The 16,248-nt window shown below is 59.3% G+C and carries 16 protein-coding genes; 13 read left to right on the plus strand and 3 right to left on the minus strand.

Annotated features, from left to right (window positions below):
- Positions 1 to 67: 67 nt before the first annotated feature.
- On the minus strand, positions 68 to 718 hold the full coding sequence (locus VMS83_RS02035) for a flavodoxin family protein (protein ID WP_325409360.1): 651 nt from the start codon (positions 716 to 718) through the stop codon (positions 68 to 70).
- Positions 719 to 903: 185 nt separating this feature from the next.
- On the opposite strand from VMS83_RS02035, the gene VMS83_RS02040 reads away from it, so the two are divergent.
- The 10 genes from VMS83_RS02040 (at position 904) to VMS83_RS02085 (ending at position 10,904) form a co-directional block, all read left to right on the plus strand.
- Positions 904 to 2,304 (plus strand): hypothetical protein, encoded by a 1,401-nt coding sequence (locus tag VMS83_RS02040; protein WP_325409362.1) that lies wholly within the window; start codon positions 904 to 906, stop codon positions 2,302 to 2,304.
- A 364-nt stretch (positions 2,305 to 2,668) separates the two neighbouring features.
- Positions 2,669 to 3,457 carry a 2-amino-3,7-dideoxy-D-threo-hept-6-ulosonate synthase gene (locus VMS83_RS02045; RefSeq protein WP_325409364.1) on the plus strand — a complete coding sequence of 263 codons (789 nt, stop codon included), beginning with the start codon at positions 2,669 to 2,671 and terminating at the stop codon, positions 3,455 to 3,457.
- A 10-nt stretch (positions 3,458 to 3,467) separates the two neighbouring features.
- Complete coding sequence (locus tag VMS83_RS02050; protein WP_325409366.1) at positions 3,468 to 4,250, plus strand: 2-amino-3,7-dideoxy-D-threo-hept-6-ulosonate synthase; 783 nt, start codon at positions 3,468 to 3,470, stop codon at positions 4,248 to 4,250.
- Entirely contained in the window at positions 4,251 to 5,240 is a 990-nt protein-coding gene (locus VMS83_RS02055) for a 3-dehydroquinate synthase II (RefSeq protein ID WP_325409368.1), read from the plus strand.
- A 2-nt stretch (positions 5,241 to 5,242) separates the two neighbouring features.
- A complete protein-coding gene (locus VMS83_RS02060) occupies positions 5,243 to 6,067 on the plus strand; it encodes a prephenate dehydrogenase/arogenate dehydrogenase family protein (RefSeq protein WP_325409370.1) in 825 nt (274 codons plus the stop codon).
- Positions 6,064 to 6,855 carry a prephenate dehydratase gene (locus VMS83_RS02065; RefSeq protein WP_325409372.1) on the plus strand — a complete coding sequence of 264 codons (792 nt, stop codon included), beginning with the start codon at positions 6,064 to 6,066 and terminating at the stop codon, positions 6,853 to 6,855. The genes VMS83_RS02060 and VMS83_RS02065 overlap by 4 nt, the downstream gene beginning before the upstream one ends.
- Complete coding sequence (gene aroA / locus VMS83_RS02070) at positions 6,852 to 8,117, plus strand: 3-phosphoshikimate 1-carboxyvinyltransferase (protein ID WP_325409374.1); 1,266 nt, start codon at positions 6,852 to 6,854, stop codon at positions 8,115 to 8,117. Before VMS83_RS02065 ends, aroA begins: the two co-directional genes overlap by 4 nt.
- Positions 8,114 to 9,502 (plus strand): shikimate dehydrogenase, encoded by a 1,389-nt coding sequence (gene aroE, locus VMS83_RS02075; RefSeq protein ID WP_325409375.1) that lies wholly within the window; start codon positions 8,114 to 8,116, stop codon positions 9,500 to 9,502. Before aroA ends, aroE begins: the two co-directional genes overlap by 4 nt.
- Positions 9,499 to 10,485 carry a chorismate synthase gene (aroC, locus tag VMS83_RS02080; RefSeq protein ID WP_325409377.1) on the plus strand — a complete coding sequence of 329 codons (987 nt, stop codon included), beginning with the start codon at positions 9,499 to 9,501 and terminating at the stop codon, positions 10,483 to 10,485. Before aroE ends, aroC begins: the two co-directional genes overlap by 4 nt.
- Before the next feature lie 179 nt (positions 10,486 to 10,664).
- Entirely contained in the window at positions 10,665 to 10,904 is a 240-nt protein-coding gene (locus VMS83_RS02085; RefSeq protein WP_325409379.1) for a hypothetical protein, read from the plus strand.
- Between the two features lie 50 nt (positions 10,905 to 10,954).
- Here VMS83_RS02085 and VMS83_RS02090 read toward each other — a convergent pair whose 3' ends face one another.
- The gene (locus VMS83_RS02090; protein WP_325409381.1) at positions 10,955 to 11,143 is read right to left on the minus strand and encodes a hypothetical protein; all 189 of its coding nucleotides are present in this window, start codon (positions 11,141 to 11,143) and stop codon (positions 10,955 to 10,957) included.
- A gap of 299 nt (positions 11,144 to 11,442) precedes the next feature.
- Positions 11,443 to 12,201 (minus strand): type I 3-dehydroquinate dehydratase, encoded by a 759-nt coding sequence (locus tag VMS83_RS02095; RefSeq protein ID WP_325409383.1) that lies wholly within the window; start codon positions 12,199 to 12,201, stop codon positions 11,443 to 11,445.
- On the opposite strand from VMS83_RS02095, the gene VMS83_RS02100 reads away from it, so the two are divergent.
- The 3 genes from VMS83_RS02100 to tpiA all read left to right on the plus strand — a co-directional run bounded on the left by VMS83_RS02100 (position 12,182) and on the right by tpiA (position 16,090).
- The gene (locus tag VMS83_RS02100; protein WP_325409385.1) at positions 12,182 to 12,718 is read left to right on the plus strand and encodes a hypothetical protein; all 537 of its coding nucleotides are present in this window, start codon (positions 12,182 to 12,184) and stop codon (positions 12,716 to 12,718) included. The two genes, VMS83_RS02095 and VMS83_RS02100, sit on opposite strands and share 20 nt — an antisense overlap.
- Before the next feature lie 13 nt (positions 12,719 to 12,731).
- Positions 12,732 to 15,353 (plus strand): U32 family peptidase, encoded by a 2,622-nt coding sequence (locus VMS83_RS02105; protein ID WP_325409387.1) that lies wholly within the window; start codon positions 12,732 to 12,734, stop codon positions 15,351 to 15,353.
- Positions 15,354 to 15,421: 68 nt separating this feature from the next.
- The gene (tpiA, locus tag VMS83_RS02110) at positions 15,422 to 16,090 is read left to right on the plus strand and encodes a triose-phosphate isomerase (RefSeq protein WP_325409389.1); all 669 of its coding nucleotides are present in this window, start codon (positions 15,422 to 15,424) and stop codon (positions 16,088 to 16,090) included.
- The last annotated feature ends 158 nt before the right edge of the window (positions 16,091 to 16,248 follow it).

A 16,248-nucleotide genomic window follows, 5' to 3' on the forward strand; every position in this document is an offset into this window, starting at 1 on the left:
CCCACAGGCGAGGAGTGCCGCCGCTTCCGAAGGGATGCCCCCGCGGAGGAGCAATTACCGGAAAAGCTCACTCCGCTTTCCTGACCAGTCGGGCACCGAGCTCGTACGCCTTTTTGCAGTCCTTTGGGAACTGCACGTCCCGGTGTCTCTTCTTCTCCACCGGGTCAAAGAGCGTGGAGACATACTTCGAATAGTCACTGAACTGGAGCGTATCGGTGACAAACATCGACTCGCAGGACCCGAAGATCCGGGCCATCGCCATCTCGGTCAGCTGCGTATTGCGGTCAAAGCCCATCTCCTTTACCATCTCATCCTTTGCCCCGGCTGTGTAGATGAACCCGGTCCGGATCTTCCGGCCGAAGAGTGTAGTCCGCTCTTTATCGTAGACCGAGTACTGGAACATCAGCCGTTCGAGGAAGCACCGGGTCTCGCCGGTCGTAATTGCGTAGTAAATGGGGGAACCAATGAGGATTGCATCCGCGGCCCCGACTTTTTTAAAGACCGGATGGAGATCGTCCTTTATGGCACAGTGCCCATAGCTCTTTCCCCCGATCCTCTTGCAGGCAAAGCAGCTGGTGCAGCCCTTGTAGTCCAGGTCGTAGAGATGGATGAGTTCGGTTTTAGCCCCTTCGGATTTTGCGCCTTTGAGCGCATGTTCAAGGAGCGTTGCGGTGTTCCACTTTTTCCGGGGACTGCCGTTGAATGCGATGAGTTTCATAAGAGGGCATTGGAAGATTGACAATAAAAAAGGGTGGGAGGGCTCGCGGCGGATCAATTACAGAGAAGAGTGTGCAGTGAATCTGCCCAAAAAGGATCCAGTAAAGTGACATCTACTATTATTTTGAAAAAGTTATACACTATAACGGAAACATTATTCTTAATAAGAAGATAGTATTTGTAATAATGAAATTTTTCGATAGAATCCTAAATGGAATTCTATGGATAATTGAGCGAATACTAGCATATTTCGGACAAGGAGATATAATCAAAGATATCCGAGATTCCTTAAAGCGAAGAGAAGAGAATCAAAATAAATTTGACATAATCTTTTCTTTTTATAATCCTAGAATTGATCAAAAATTTTTAAAGATTTCTTCTAGCAATTTTTTAAATCAAGAGCAAGCTTTCCGTTATTGGGTTGAAAACCAGACAGGGTTCAATCAATTATCTCCAACTCAAAAAAATATTTTGGTTTTAATGGCATTATGCCATGAATTCGAACAAAAGAAAAAGCCTGAAATTAATGTGGCTCTAAAGATATATCTTGATTCCTTCAATATCTCTTTTGAAGATATTTCACCTAATGTGAAAATGATGTTAAATGCTTACGATAGACTATTCCATTCTGAAAAAAAGTATACCCTAAACGAGTTATTCGAAAACCAAAATTGCGACTATTTCGTCCTTTTACATGAATTTTCTAAGAGATTTAACAAAGATATTATTGCTTTTCAGTATGCGATTGAAAAATTAAAACAATCCGAAGAACTTCGATATACATTAATAAAACTCATCAAAGAGGGAAAGCTGGATACATATGGTGTAAATCAAGAGACCTTAAGAAGATTGGAACGCGATTTACGAGAGAGGACAAAATATTCACGAACATTTGTTATTATTGCAAATAAACTGCCAATTTCGATCGAATCTTACATTAAACTGCAACCGGGTTTTACTGGGGGAAGAATATATCCCCGCAATATCCCATGGTTCAAAGAATCTCATTCATTCTCCACTTATATATTTAGACCAAATGAGAATTTTCACTCAAGCGAGGATTTAATGAGAAAATTTGAGGAATTATCAGAGGGGTTCGCTCAAGAATCATTTATCGGAATATTCCCAATCGATGGAATCAATGCCAAACAGATGTCTATCCCCAAAAATGGAGACTTTACAAATTTAAATTTAAAAAGGGGCTATGATATTTCCTCATATTTTATTGAAGGAGCCTCATTATCGAATCAAGACGTATGGAATGTAATCCATCAATCTGAAATTGGAATTTCTGAAATATTGTCAGTTTTACCATTCAACATTTTAGTACCCGGTATTTTTCCATCAGAAAAAGATTTTTTAATTAAAAATTATTCAAAAATTCAAAAAAAATGTGGTGTATCGTCATTCACAGATTGGGCAAATGTCGATGTGTCTTTTCTTGAAGAGGTATTGAAAAGTGTTGGAGAAATCGGGTACTCAAAAGAAGAGAAGAAAATAATTGAAAAAGACCGAATAAGAAATATTGCGATTGATATAGTTCGAAATTGTCGTTCTTTCGAAAAATCATTAACTCTTTTAATTTGAGGTTTGCTCCCTTCACTCTCCCCGCATAAATTTGATTTTAGGTTTACCCCCCTCCCCCAACCATGCTACTCCTTAGCACACACAATTATATACCCCCGGCTCCAACCAATAATCATGCAGGAAGGATGCACCCGCACCCGTGAGGGTTTTTTCCCTCGGGAATGTCTTTATCTCTGAGAGCGTTGCACCCGTCCGGAGCATACTAAGTTCCGTTTCTGAAAACACCAAGGCGAGGAGCATCGGCTATCGCGTCTTTGGCTATTTTAGCTTCTTTAGCTGGTTCGGTTTCGGGTATTATCCCCGGTACCGGTAATTCCCTTCGCTGCTTACCATTCTGTTCGCGTTGAAGGGGGAGTTGTTGATTATGAGAGGTAAAGAAATTCGTCTGGAAAGGATCATGAACCGCAATACGAAGAAAACGATCATCGTGCCGATGGATCACGGGGTCTCGGACGGGCCGATCCCGGGCCTGATCGATATGGGCCAGACCGTGAACCTGATCGCGGACGGAGGGGCCAATGCCGTGATCGGCCACGTGGGCCTTGCGCTGCACGGACACCGCCAGGGCGGCCGGGACATCGGGCTCATCCTGCACCTGTCGGCAAGCACGAAGCTTGCGCCGGACCCGAATGAGAAGGTGCTCGTGAACTCGGTGACAAACGCGATCAAGATGGGCGCCGATGCGGTCTCGATGCACGTGAACATCGGGGCGGAGTCCGAGGCAACGATGCTCACGGATCTCGGGACGGTCGCGGTCGAATGCATGGAGTGGGGGATGCCGCTCCTTGCGATGATGTATCCCCGCGGGAAGAACATCAAGGTGGCAAACGACCTCGACCATGTGAAGCTCGCGGCCCGGGTGGCAGCAGAGCTCGGCGCCGATATCGTAAAAACTGTGTACACCGGTGACCCTGAGTCCTTCCGCGAAGTGACCCGCGGTTGTCCCGTGCCCGTGGTGGTCGCCGGAGGTTCAAAGACGGATGACCGCATAACACTGGAATTAATTGAAGGGGCCATGGCGGGGGGAGCGGCCGGGATCTCGATTGGCCGGAACGCCTTCCAGCACCGGACCCCGGACAAGTTTGTCCGTGCAGCGGCATGCATCGTGCACCAGAACAAGAGCGTCGAGGAAGCGCTGAAAATTCTCAAGTGAGGTGGAAATCATGATTGGAAAAGATATCAGGATCGAACGGATCATTGACAGGAACACCGGCAGGGCCGTAATCATCCCCATGGACCACGGGTTTTCCATGGGCCAGATCGACGGCCTGCTTGACATGACCAAGGTTATTACAGACGTGAGCGAGGGCGGCGCAAACGCGATCGTGCTCCATAAGGGCATGGTCAAGAGAGGACACCGCAGGCACGGGCGGGACATCGGGCTTTTCGTGCACCTCTCCGGGAGCACCTCGCTCAACCCGGACCCCAATGACAAGGTGCTTGTCTGCACCGTGGAAGAGGCGATTGCCCTCGGGGCCGATGCGGTCTCCATCCACATCAACCTTGGCGCCCCGAACGAGTCAAAGATGCTGGAGTCAGGCGCAAAGATTGTCCGGGACTGCAACCGCTGGGGCATGCCGCTCCTGGTCATGATCTACCCGCGGGGCAAGGGCATCGACCCCACCTCGCCCCAGACCATCGGGCAGTGCGTCAGGGTGGCTGAAGAGCTCGGCGCTGACATGATCAAGACCAGTTACCCGGGCAGTGCCGAGGCCTTTTCCCGGATCACGAAAGCCTGCTCGGTGCCGGTCTTTGTTGCCGGCGGTGAGAAGTGCAGCGACCTTGAATCCCTCGAAATGATCCGCGAGTCGGTAGCGGCTGGGGGAGCGGGCGTCTGCATGGGGAGGAACGCCTTCCAGCGTGACAACACCCGGGCCTTTGTCCAGTCCATCTGCCGCGTTGTCCACCACAACGTTGACCCCAAAAAAGCGCTGGAGAAGCAGTAAATGAAGCAGTTCTGGGTGGATGCCCGGCCGTGGAACAAGAACGTCGTGACCACCGCGATCGAGAGCGGAGCGGATGCGGTTGTGGCAGAGAAGGCCGGCGAGGTCAGGCGCCTGGGTAGGATCACCACCATTGCCCCGGACGGCGATCTCGTGCCCGGAAAAGATGTGATCGAGTGCACGATCACGGACAAGGCAAGCGAGAACGAGGCAGCGCAGAAAGGCAAAAACAGGATCGTGATCGTGACCACGAGCGACTGGACGGTCATCCCGCTCGAAAACCTCGTGGCCCAGTCGGATAAGATCATTGCGGCGGTCAAAAACGTCCACGAGGCGGAGCTCGCGCTCCACGTCCTCGAGAAAGGCGTGTACGGGATCCTCCTCAAAACCACGGACCCTGCGGTCGTTAAAGCGGTTGCAGCGCTTATAAAAAACGCCTCCGGCAGCGTCCGGCTTGTGCCCTTCACGGTGACAAAGATCGTCCCCGTGGGCATGGGCGACCGGGTCTGCGTGGACACCTGCTCGATGCTTGCTGACGGCGACGGGATGCTGATGGGAAACACCTCCTCTGCCATGCTCCTTGTCCATGCCGAGACGCTGGAAAACCCGTACGTGGCCCCCCGCCCGTTCCGGGTAAACGCCGGCGCAGTGCATGCCTACATCCTGATGCCCGACGGCAAGACCGCGTACCTCTCCGATCTTGCCATCGGGGGCCAGGTGCTCGTGGCCGACCACAAGGGCGCGGGACGGTCCGCGATTGTAGGCCGCACCAAGATTGAGCGCCGGCCTCTCCTCCTTGTGGAGGCCGAGGGCGAAGGCGGCGCAAAGGCAAGCCTCATCCTCCAGAACGCAGAGACGATCCGGCTCGTGACTCCCGAGGGGAACGCGATCTCGGTCGTGAACCTGGCACCAGGCAACAAGATCCTCGGCTGCTCCCTTGAAGGCGGCAGGCATTTTGGCATGGCCGTCAAAGAGACGATCCGCGAGAAGTGAGCATGAAGGCAGGCATCATCGGCGGCACCGGGAAGATGGGTAAGCTTTTTGCACCCGTCTTTGAGCGGGCGGGCTACAGCGTGATGGTATCGGGACGGTCAACGCCGGTCACCAGTAAAGACATCGCACTGACCTGCGACCTCGTGGTAGTCTCGGTCCCCATCCGGGACACGATCCGGGTCATAGGAGAAATAGCCCCGCTCTTAAGAGAAGACCAGCTCCTCTGCGACTTCACCTCGCTCAAGGCAGGGCCGGTGGCAGCGATGCTTGCGTCAAAGGCGCAGGTGATCGGGCTCCACCCCATGTTCGGGCCCACCGTCTCCTCCATTGCCCGCCAGACGATCGTCATGTGCCCGGCACGGGTTAACGGGACAACGCTCTCCGATCTCCGGCGTATTTTCACGAGCGAAGGGGCGGTCTGCACGATTGCGACACCGGAGGAGCATGACCGGATGATGGCTATCGTCCAGGGGCTCACCCACTTTGTCACGATCTGCATGGCCGATTCCATCCGGAGGCTGGGCGTGGATATAGAAAAGACCGGGCCGTTCATGAGCCCGGTGTACCAGATCGAGCTCTCGCTCGTGGGCCGGCTCCTCTCGCAGGACCCGGCACTCTACGGCGATATCCTCCAGGAAAACCCGTTCGTACCCCCGGTGCTCGACGCCTGCAGGGCGGCAGCCGGGGAACTCGCGGAGATCGTGGCGTCCGGTGACCCGGAAGCGTTTGCAGCATTCTTCTCCCGCGACACCGAACACCTCGGCGCCTACTGCGGGCGCGGACAGGTGCTCACCGACGCTTTGATCGAATGCATGGTGAAGAAATGACGGTCATCACGCTTGGTCCCGAGGGGACCTTCTCCCACGAGCTCGCGCTCCGGCTCAAAAGTGACACCATCGTGCTCGAACCCACCATCCATTCCATCTTTGCAAGCGTGGCTGCCGAGAACGGCGACGGGATCGTCCCGATCGAGAACTCCGAGGCCGGCGGGGTGGGCGAGACACTGGACGGCCTCCTGCGGTACTCTCTCTTCATCACCGGCGAGATGTACATGCCCATCCACCATAACCTGGCCTCGCTTGTCCCGCGCGACAAGATCCGGGTGATCTACGCTCACCCGCAGACCCACGAGCAGTGCAGCGGATTTCTCGAGATCATGGAGGTGCCCGTGATCCACACGAGCAGCAATGCCGCGAGTGCCATCGAGGCAAAAAAGACCCCGAACGCCGGCGCAATCCTCTCGGTCTCGGCGGCCGCGATCTACCACATGCCGGTGATCGTGGAGCATGTCGAGAACAACCCGGAGAACACCACGAGGTTTGTCAGGATAGCAAAGCACCCCGGGCCGGGCTGCCGGTCCGGGAAGTGCAGCATCCTCATCGACCCCGACACGGACCGGGCCGGGCTGCTCTACGACCTCCTCGGGGTCTTTGCAAAAAGGAAGATCAACCTCACCCGGATCGAGTCCCGGCCGTCAAAACGGGGGATGGGGAAGTACGTCTTCTTCCTCGATTATGCCATCAGCGGGCCGGCGGACGAGGCGCTCCGGGAACTCGAAGCGATCACGGCGGTCCGGAACCTCGGGTGCTACCCGAGGATCGGGGTGCCGCCATGATCGTCACCCTTCCTGAGCGGCGCAACATCGACCTTTCGGTCACCGCCCCGCCCTCCAAGAGTTACACCCACCGCGCCCTGATCGCGGCGGCGCTGGCCCGGGGGACGAGCACGCTCATCCACCCGCTCATGGCCGATGACACGCGGCTCACCGCCGCTGCTCTGGAAAAGCTCGGTGTCCCGATCCGGGCAGAGGGGGACGATATCACCGTCGTTGGCTGCAATGGCTCGCTTTCCTGCCCGCCGGGGACAGAGCTCGACCTGGATAATTCCGGCACCTCGCTGCGCCTGCTTGCCACGCTCGCGCTCCTCGCCGACCACCCGGTCACCCTGACCGGCAGCGCCCGGATGCAGGAACGGCCGGTGGGACCGCTCGCAGACACCCTCACAACCCTCGGGGCCAGGGTGGATTTTTCCCGAAAGCCCGGCTTTCCCCCGGTCACGATCGGGGGGACCCTCCGCGGCGGCCGCACCACCATCGACGGGTCGGCGAGCAGCCAGTTCGCCTCCTCGATCCTGATGGCGGCCCCCTATGCAGAACACCCGGTGGACCTTGCAATCACCGGCCAGCCCGCCTCGCAGTCGTACCTCGACATCACGGCCGGGGTCATGACGGACTTTGGCGCGGCGATCCGGCGCGAGGGCTACCGGAGGTTTTCCGTCAGTAATACGGATCGCTACACCGGGCGCACGTTCGTGATCGAGGGAGACTATTCCTCGGCCTCGTACTTCTTTGCGCTCGCCGCGATCTGCGGGGGCAAAGTAACGGTCGCCGGCCTCTCGCCTGACTCCGTGCAGGGCGACCGGTTCTTCCTTACCGCGCTCCAGCAGATGGGCTGCGAGGTGATCTTCGCGCATGACGGCGTAACAATAGAGCACGAGGGCCCGCTTGACGGCATCACCATAGATATGTCCTCGGCCCCCGACACCGTCCAGACCCTCTGCATGGTGGCGGCCGTGGCAAAGACCCCGACTATCATTACCGGCATCGGCCACCTGAAGTACAAGGAGAGCGACCGGATTGCGATCACGGCAGACCGCCTCAACCAGCTGGGCGGGAAGGTAACCGCAGAGAGCGACCGGATCGTGATCCAGCCCGCTCCCCTCCATGGCGGGAGGATCGACCCGGCAAACGACCACCGGACCGCGATGAGCTTTGCGGTCCTCGGCCTGGGGGTTGGCGGGGTCTCGATCACCTGTGCAGACTGCGTGAACAAGTCTTTCCCCGGGTTCTGGGACGTGCTCGCCCAGGTGATGGAATGAGACGGATCGTCCTGTTCGGCTACCGCGGGACCGGCAAGACCGCGGTCGGCTCGGTACTTGCCCAGGATCTGGGTGTGCCATTTCTCGACACCGATGCTCTCATCGAGCAGCAGGCCGGCCGGCCCATCCCGGAGATCTTCCGGGATGAGGGCGAGGCCCGGTTCCGGGCACGGGAACGCGAGGTAATCGCCAGCCTCCCGGGCCACGATGTCGTGGTTGCTACCGGCGGGGGAGTGGTCATGGACCCGGCAAACATGGAGCACCTGAGAAAGGAGAGCACATGCGTCCTGCTGACCGCGGATCCCGAAATTATCGGCCGCCGCCTCGCACAGGCACCCCGCCCGGCACTCACCACGCTCCCTCCGGAAGCGGAGGTTGCAGAGATGCTCGCCCGCCGGAGGCCGGCCTATGCCGCGGCGGCCGACTTCTGCGTGGAAACGGGTAAGACCACGAATCACGGGGCGGCCCGCCGGATCCTCGGGCTGCTCCGGAACGGGAATATCCCGGATGCAGCCCGCGAGGCGGCAGTGCGGTGGTTCGCACAGACCCCGCTCCCGGCACCGGAACGAGTGCAGCTGGAGGCCCGGCTCACCGGTCCCGGTCATGACCCGCAGACCCGGTTTCTCGGCGTTGCCGGCTGGCCCTGCGGCCACAGCAGGAGTCCCCATCTCTTCAACTCCCTCTTTGAACGCTACCGGCTCAACTGCCACTACACGAGGTTTGAAGCGCCGGCCATCGGGCCCATCATGGAGACTGCCCGGGCGATCGATGCAAAAGGGCTCTCGGTCACCATCCCCTTCAAGCAGGACATCATGAGCTGCCTGGATGAGATCGATGATGCGGCGCTGCAGATCGGGGCGGCAAACACGGTGGTCTTTGCCTGCGGGACTGCGTACGGCTGGAACACCGACTGGCTGGGGATCAGAAAACCCCTTGCCGGACTTACCGGCACCCGCGCAGTACTGCTTGGGGCCGGGGGCGTTGCGGCAGCGGCAGCCTATGCGCTCATGGACCTCGGCATGGAGGTCACCATCCTGAACCGGACGCCGGAGAAGGCCCGCGCCCTCGCAGGAAGGGCCGGCTGCCGGTGGGGGGCGTGGGATGACTTTGAGAAGGCAGACCCGGATCTCGTGGTGAACGCCACCCCGGTCGGGATGCAGCCGGACACAAACAGCCCGCTCCGGGACGATCAGCTCAAAAAGGAGATGACCGTATGTGATCTTGTGTACACTCCTCCGGTCACCCCCCTGATCGCGGCCGCACGGAAAGCGGGATGCACCACGATTACCGGCACCGAGATCTTCATCTACCAGGCACAGGAGCAGTTCCGGCTCTTCTTCGGGATCGAGATACCTGACACCACACTACGGGAGATACTGGCATGAACACGTTTGGCAAGAATTTCCGGATAACGACCTTTGGCGAGAGCCATGGGCCGGCCGTGGGCTGCATCATCGACGGCTGCCCGGCCCGGCTCGCGCTCTCCACCACCGACATCCAGCCGCTGCTCGACCGGCGCCGGCCGGGCACCTCACCGCTCGTTTCGGCACGGGACGAGACCGACACTGTCGAGATCCTCTCGGGCGTCTGCGAGGGAAAGACCACCGGTGCACCGGTCGCACTCCTGGTCCGGAACCAGAATATGCACTCGCACGACTACGAGGCAATCAGGGAAAAGTTCCGGCCCGGCCACGCTGATTTCACGTACCAGGCCAAGTACGGCATCCGGGACTACCGTGGGGGAGGAAGGAGCTCGGGGCGCGAGACCGTGGGCAGGGTGGCGGCAGGAGCGGTGGCCCTGAAGTTCCTGGCCGGTAGGGGGATCGCGGTTACCGGCCGGATCCTCTCGGTCCACAACAAAACCGATCCCGATAAGATCGCAGCGGAGATCATTGCAGCACGGGCGGCAGGGGACTCCGTCGGCGGGATCGCAGAGATCCTCGCCACCGGCTGCCCGGTGGGTCTTGGCGACCCCGTCTTCGGGAAGCTCGATGCGGCGATCGCCGGGGCCATGATGGGAATCGGGGCGGTCAAGGGAGTCGAGATCGGCGACGGTTTTGCGGTGGCGGCTAAATTCGGGAGCGAGAACAACGACCAGATGACCGCGGCCGGTTTCAAGAGCAACCATGCCGGCGGCATCCTCGGCGGAATCTCCTCCGGCCAGGACATCGTGGTGCGCATTGCGGTGAAACCCACGCCGTCCATTGCAAAAGTCCAGCAGACCCGGGACATCCACGGGAACGCAACAGAGATCCGGGTCGGCGGGCGACACGACCCCTGCATCGTGCCCCGGATCCTCCCCGTGGCAGAGGCCATGCTCGCGCTCGTGATCACCGACGCGGTGCTGGAACAGGAAAAATACCGGTAACCCTTTTTTTAGCGAATCATTCCTTTGCGAGAAGGAAAAAGAACGGCCCGGACTGTTACCAGGGTACGGTTCTCACGTCCATGCAGGGAGTCCCGTCGGATGATTTCAGCAGGTTTTTATCACCCCCGGGTTAACCAGAACGAGGATTTGATCACTCCGGTCAAAGACAAGGTGAAACAATGAGTTTAGTCTGGCACCACCGCTTATCCAACCAGATCCAGGAACTGGGCTACGATCTCGACAAAGAAACGCTTGTGGTCAACCGCAACGACGGTATCCGCCGCTCCTACAGCCCGGTTACCTATGAAGCGTATGTTGCGATCAGCCAGTCCACGTTTCCTGAACGCCTGATTGCACAGAACATCGAAGGAAAAGTTCCCCAGACAGGTCACCGGATACCGGTGAAGTGGGCCCCGTAAGGTTCCATAAGGGAACAAACCACTCCATCTTTTTAAAAATGAGGTGCCGGTTATTTTGCCGGCGCTGACATTTCCGCGTTCTTCCACATCGCCTTCTTGATTGCCAGTACTATGATGAGCAGACCGGCAATGACCAGGCAGATTCCTGTCACGTAGAGCGTTCCCATACCCGCGATTCCACCGATGAGCAGGAAGAGCCCGACCAGGAACCACAATGCAACCATGACCATTTTACTCATTTTCCATCCTCCACTAACATTTCAGCAGCCCGGATCATCGAGAGGTAGTCAGTCTGAGTGTAAGGGTCCGGCATAAAGCTGCCAGTCTGACTGTTTTCATAATCCGGTTAATAAGACTTCCTTTGCATGAATGACAACTGTGGCCGGTTACCGGTATACGGTCGTCATCGCAACGCGGGGCTGCTGTAACAACAGGAGTGGGCCGGTGGCAGCCTCCCGGGATTGTCCAGAGATCTGTTGCGATCACGACACAACAAGAAGGCTGCCAGGGGCCGTAGGGGTTCCGTACCCGAAAAAAATCACAAGAGAAGTTTTCTCAGCGCCACAAACTCCGCCACCGAGTACTGCCCTTCCGCAGCCGGCACCCCGGCGTGGCAGTACACAAGCCCGGAGCCAAAGAGGGGAAGAATGGCGCGGGCGTACCGGAACGCGGATCCCATCACCCCGGTGCAGACCGGCTTTTTGGCCGCCCGGGTAAACGCGATAAGATCAATAAGGTCGTCCTCGTTGTTTGGGGTCACGATGATCTTGGGGATATCGCCATAGGCCCGGAGCTCCTGTTCGAGCACAAAAAGCACGTGGAGCGGGAGCATCTCCGCCGCATGGTGCGAGGCGATGATGGTTTTCCCGGCTGCCTTCACCGCCCCCGACTCGCGGGCAAACCGCTGCTCCACGTCCACATAGTCCACGAGCGGAATGAGGGGAGCGATCCGGTCACGCCATTCCCCAGGGCTCCCGAAGTATTTCCCGCCCTCCTGTACCGAACGGTAGGTGGCAATCAGGGGAAGGGAAGAGACCGCCCGGCACTGCTGCACGATCTCAGCCGGTTCCCCGCCCATGAGGTCAAAGCGGAGCTCGAGGATCTCTGCTCCTGCTGCATGAGCGGCGGCGGCCTGCGAGGGATCGGTGAGCGAAGCAACGATCTGCATGTAGTTTCCGGTAGGCCGCCCTGCAACAAAAAGATGCGCCATGCCCCCGGATCCCGGTTCAGGAGGGAGCGGTTTATCCCCTCCCGGGTCGAACCTCTCCTTTAACGCTATGGAACGTACGGCAGTCATGGCAGTGCTCCGGCCTGCGTGCGGGGCGATCGGGTGGTGTGCCCTCCTCGCACTGGTCCTGCCGCTGGGTGCCGCACTTTTTTTCCACCTCTCCCTTTCTTCAGCTGGGGCGCTGGTCGCGAGCGCTTTTGTGATCGAGTACGGTTCCATCCCGATCGGGATCGGCCTTGGCCTGCCCGTGCCGTACGTGGTAGCCGCAGCCACGAGCATCGAGGCCGGGCTCTTCCTCGGCCTCTTTGGCCTGCTGGACACGATCGGGACAGCCTCCGGGAGCGTTGCCCGGTTCCTGGCCTGGACCCATGGCATGGTCACGCGCTCGAGGATGTTTGACCGGTACGGCATCTACGGCCTCTTTCCTGCCGAAATTATTATCGGGGTATACCTCTGCGCACCCGCCTCGTGGCTCACCGGCTGGCACAAGTGGCGCAGTTTTGCAATCACCATGGCCGGGTACTGCGTTGCTGCAGCAGTGACAGCCATGGCTACCCTGGGGGTGATCCATTATCTCTTCCGCTGAAGCAGCAATGGTGATGACCGGCGACACGCAGGTTCCCGGGAAAAGACGGCTCCCCGAGCTGCTCGCGCCGGCCGGGTCAAAGGAGGCATTTGCCGCCGCCATTGCGGCCGGGGCCGATGCGGTGTACCTGAGCGGCAGGAAGTTCGGGGCGCGGAAGTTCGCGCAGAACTTCTCCGAGGAAGAGATCGCTGAAGCGATCGCGTATGCCCATGCCCGGGGCGTGCGGGTGTACGTGACGGTCAATACCCTGATCCACGACAGCGAACTTCCTGAGGCCCTCGCGTACATGGTCCGGCTGTACGCGGCGGGTGTGGACGCGGTGCTGGTACAGGACATCGGCCTTGCCGCGCTTGCAAAGGAGATCGTGCCGGGTCTTGTGCTCCATGCCTCGACCCAGCTCACGATCCATAATGCCGAAGGGGAGCGGTGGGCGCATGAGGCGGGGTTTGCGCGGGTGGTGCTTGCCCGGGAACTCCCGCTTACCGAGGTGGAGGCAATTGCTCAGGCGACCGCGGATACACGGGTGGGACTCGAGGTTTTCGCCCATGGGGCCCTCTGCTACAGCTACTCCGGCCAGTGCCTCCTTTCGTCCGTGATCGGCGGGCGAAGCGGGAACCGGGGCATGTGTGCCCAGCCGTGCCGGAAACCCTATGCCCTGGTTGCGGCAAAGACCACCGACCGGTACGGTCGTCCCGCCGATCCCCGGGAGCTGCCCGTGCCGGGCCCGTACCTCCTCTCGCCAAAGGACCTCTGCACGTACCGGGACATCCCGAGGCTCGTGGATTCCCCGGTTGCCGCGCTCAAGATCGAGGGCCGGATGAAATCACCGGAGTACGTGGCGATCGTGGTCTCCATGTACCGGCGGGCACTCGATGCTGCGGCAGCCGGTACCTTTGTCCCGGATGAAGGGGAGGTACGCGACCTGGCCCTCGCCTTCAACCGGGGGTTCACGAGGGGCTACCTCTTCGGGGACAAAAAGGAAAAACTCATGGCACGGGACCGGCCGGACAACCGCGGGGTCCGGATCGGGACCGTCACCCGGTACAACAGAACGAAGGGGGTGGCGATCATCCGCCCGGACCAGCCCGTCACCCTCCGTCCCGGGGACGGCCTCCTCTTCACGCCGCCGGGCCGGCCGGATAAGGAATGGGGGTTCTCCCTCAATACCGAACCGGCCATCCGGCAGGAGGGAACAGAGGTCCTTGTCCCCCGCCCGGCAGAGAAGGGAGACCGGGTCTTTCTCACCTCCTCCATGGATCTTGCAGCCCGGGCCAGGCAGATCATCCGCCAGGTGGATCCCACATTACGCCACCCGGTGCCTGTAGATCTTGCAGCAACAGTCAGTCCAAAAGGAGAACTCATCCTCGCCGGGACGCTGTACCCTCCGGGAAAAGAGCCGGTGGTGATGGATGCAACCGGCGGCTTCCTGCTCGAACCGGCAAAGACACGCCCCCTCACCCGGGAGCAGCTGGCCGCACAGCTCGAAAAGACCGGGGGGACACCCTTTGCCGTCACCAGCCTTTCGCTTGACTATGACAGCACCCGCTTTGCCCCGGTCGGGGAGATCAACCGGGTGCGGCGGGAATTTTTTACCCGGGCCGAAGCCACCCTGGTCGCATCCTCGCTCCCCGCGCATGACGAGGTGGAGGCAGCCCGGACCCGCCTCAGCGCGTATAATTCCCGCGAGCATCACCTGTTACCGAAAATCCCGCACCAAAATACCGGCATCATCCTCTGGGCCGACAGCCGGAAAACCGTGGAGGCCGGCATACGGGCCGGGGCGGAGGCAGTCTGCTATGAACCCTGCCAGGACCCGGCAGGGAAGGATCCTGTCACCGCGATCGGGCCTGCTCTGGAATTCTGCAGGGCCTATACCAGCCGGCTCATCTGGAAACTGCCCCGGATTACCCGGGAAGAGGAGATCGCCCGGGTGCGTTTGGCCCTGCCCCGGCTGTATGCGGCCGGCCTTGCAGCCTGCATGGTGGACAACCCGGGCGCGGCCCGGGCAGTCGCAGAAGCAGAGCCGGGCATGGAGCTTGCGGGCTCTGTCGGGCTCAATGTCTTCAACGCGGAAACGGTCCGGGCTCTTGGCCGGCTGCCGTTTACGCTGCTCACGCTCTCGCCGGAATTGTCCTCACGGGAGATTGCGGATCTTGCCCGGGCAGTCCAAACGCAGGAGCAGGGCGTAGCGCTCGCCGTTTTCGCGCAGGGCAGCCTCGAGACCATGGTCACCGGGGACTGCCTCCTTGCCCCCGCGGACCGGTGCAGCAATGGGCACGGGCGCTGTTCCGGGGGCACCTGGTACGGGATCCGGGACGGGACCGGCCACCTCCTGCCTGTCCGGACCGACGGCACCTGTCAGGGCCATATCTTTAATTCTGCGGAGACCTGCCTTGTGGACGCAGTGCCGGACCTTGTCCGGAACGGGATTGACGGCCTTATCATCGATGCCCGGGGGCGGACCCCTGCCTACGCAGAAGAAATGGTCCGGATCTACCGGGAGGCCCTCGGGCTTGCGGCACACGGCACCGGAAACAGCAGGAGCGGGTACGCGGCCCTGAAGGAACGGGCACGGGAGATCTCCCTGGGGGGCATCACCGCGGGCCACTACACGCGGGGGCTTGCAGAAGAGTAACCCGGCCTTATAGCGAAAGGTTGAATGGAACCGGGAATAAACACCTCAAGCACGAGGAACATGTTCACATGACAACGCCCCTGATCCTGGTAAACCTCAAGACCTACAAGGAAGGCATGGGCAACCGGGCCCACAACATCGCCACGGCCGCACAGCTGGTGGCAAAAGAGAGCGGGACGCAGATCGGTATAGCACCCGGGTACATCGACCTCCACCCGGTCTGCCACCATTTCGCAATCCCGGTATACGCCCAGCACGTGGACGGGTACGAACCCGGGGCAAAGACCGGCCATATGACCGTCGATGCGATCAAGCTGGCCGGGGCAGCAGGATCGCTGGTCAACCACTCCGAGCGCAGGCTCACCCTTGCCGAGATCGAGCTTGCGGTCAGGGCACTCCAGGCCCACAAGCTCTCGTCTGTGGTCTGCACGAACAACGATATCACGAGCGCCGGCGCGGCGGCACTTTCCCCTGATTATGTTGCCATCGAGCCGCCGGAACTGATCGGGAGCGGGGTCTCGGTCTCGAAGGCCAACCCGGAGATCATCCGGCGCTCGGTTGCGGCAGTCCACGCAATAAACCCGAAGGTAAAGGTCCTCACGGGTGCCGGGATCCAGAGCGGCGAGTGCGTGAAGATTGCCGTGGACCTCGGGACCGACGGGGTGCTCCTTGCCTCAAGCGTGGTAAAGGCCCCGGATCCGGTTGCCGTGCTCCGTGATCTCGTCTCAAAACTCTAAGAAAAAAGAGAAATACTATTTTTGGAAGCGGCGTTATTTCAGGAAGAGGTACCAGACCCCGATAATGAGAATGAAAAGTACCACACCGATCCCGACAACAGTCATGCTGTTGATCTCTTTGGGTTCATTTTCTTCTGCCATGAATCATACCTCTGATG

The sequence above is a fragment of the Methanoregula sp. genome, from assembly GCF_035543475.1.
Classification (GTDB): domain Archaea; phylum Halobacteriota; class Methanomicrobia; order Methanomicrobiales; family Methanospirillaceae; genus Methanoregula.

Bases quoted from the DNA above. Each gene is read 5' to 3' on its own strand.
- VMS83_RS02035 (WP_325409360.1), bottom strand. From the start codon at position 718: ATGAAACTCATCGCATTCAACGGCAGTCCCCGGAAAAAGTGGAACACC.
- VMS83_RS02040 (WP_325409362.1), top strand. From the start codon at position 904: ATGAAATTTTTCGATAGAATCCTAAATGGAATTCTATGGATAATTGAG.
- VMS83_RS02045 (WP_325409364.1), top strand. From the start codon at position 2,669: ATGAGAGGTAAAGAAATTCGTCTGGAAAGGATCATGAACCGCAATACG.
- VMS83_RS02050 (WP_325409366.1), top strand. From the start codon at position 3,468: ATGATTGGAAAAGATATCAGGATCGAACGGATCATTGACAGGAACACC.
- VMS83_RS02055 (WP_325409368.1), top strand. From the start codon at position 4,251: ATGAAGCAGTTCTGGGTGGATGCCCGGCCGTGGAACAAGAACGTCGTG.
- VMS83_RS02060 (WP_325409370.1), top strand. From the start codon at position 5,243: ATGAAGGCAGGCATCATCGGCGGCACCGGGAAGATGGGTAAGCTTTTT.
- VMS83_RS02065 (WP_325409372.1), top strand. From the start codon at position 6,064: ATGACGGTCATCACGCTTGGTCCCGAGGGGACCTTCTCCCACGAGCTC.
- aroA (WP_325409374.1), top strand. From the start codon at position 6,852: ATGATCGTCACCCTTCCTGAGCGGCGCAACATCGACCTTTCGGTCACC.
- aroE (WP_325409375.1), top strand. From the start codon at position 8,114: ATGAGACGGATCGTCCTGTTCGGCTACCGCGGGACCGGCAAGACCGCG.
- aroC (WP_325409377.1), top strand. From the start codon at position 9,499: ATGAACACGTTTGGCAAGAATTTCCGGATAACGACCTTTGGCGAGAGC.
- VMS83_RS02085 (WP_325409379.1), top strand. From the start codon at position 10,665: ATGAGTTTAGTCTGGCACCACCGCTTATCCAACCAGATCCAGGAACTG.
- VMS83_RS02090 (WP_325409381.1), bottom strand. From the start codon at position 11,143: ATGAGTAAAATGGTCATGGTTGCATTGTGGTTCCTGGTCGGGCTCTTC.
- VMS83_RS02100 (WP_325409385.1), top strand. From the start codon at position 12,182: ATGGAACGTACGGCAGTCATGGCAGTGCTCCGGCCTGCGTGCGGGGCG.
- VMS83_RS02095 (WP_325409383.1), bottom strand. From the start codon at position 12,201: ATGACTGCCGTACGTTCCATAGCGTTAAAGGAGAGGTTCGACCCGGGA.
- VMS83_RS02105 (WP_325409387.1), top strand. From the start codon at position 12,732: ATGACCGGCGACACGCAGGTTCCCGGGAAAAGACGGCTCCCCGAGCTG.
- tpiA (WP_325409389.1), top strand. From the start codon at position 15,422: ATGACAACGCCCCTGATCCTGGTAAACCTCAAGACCTACAAGGAAGGC.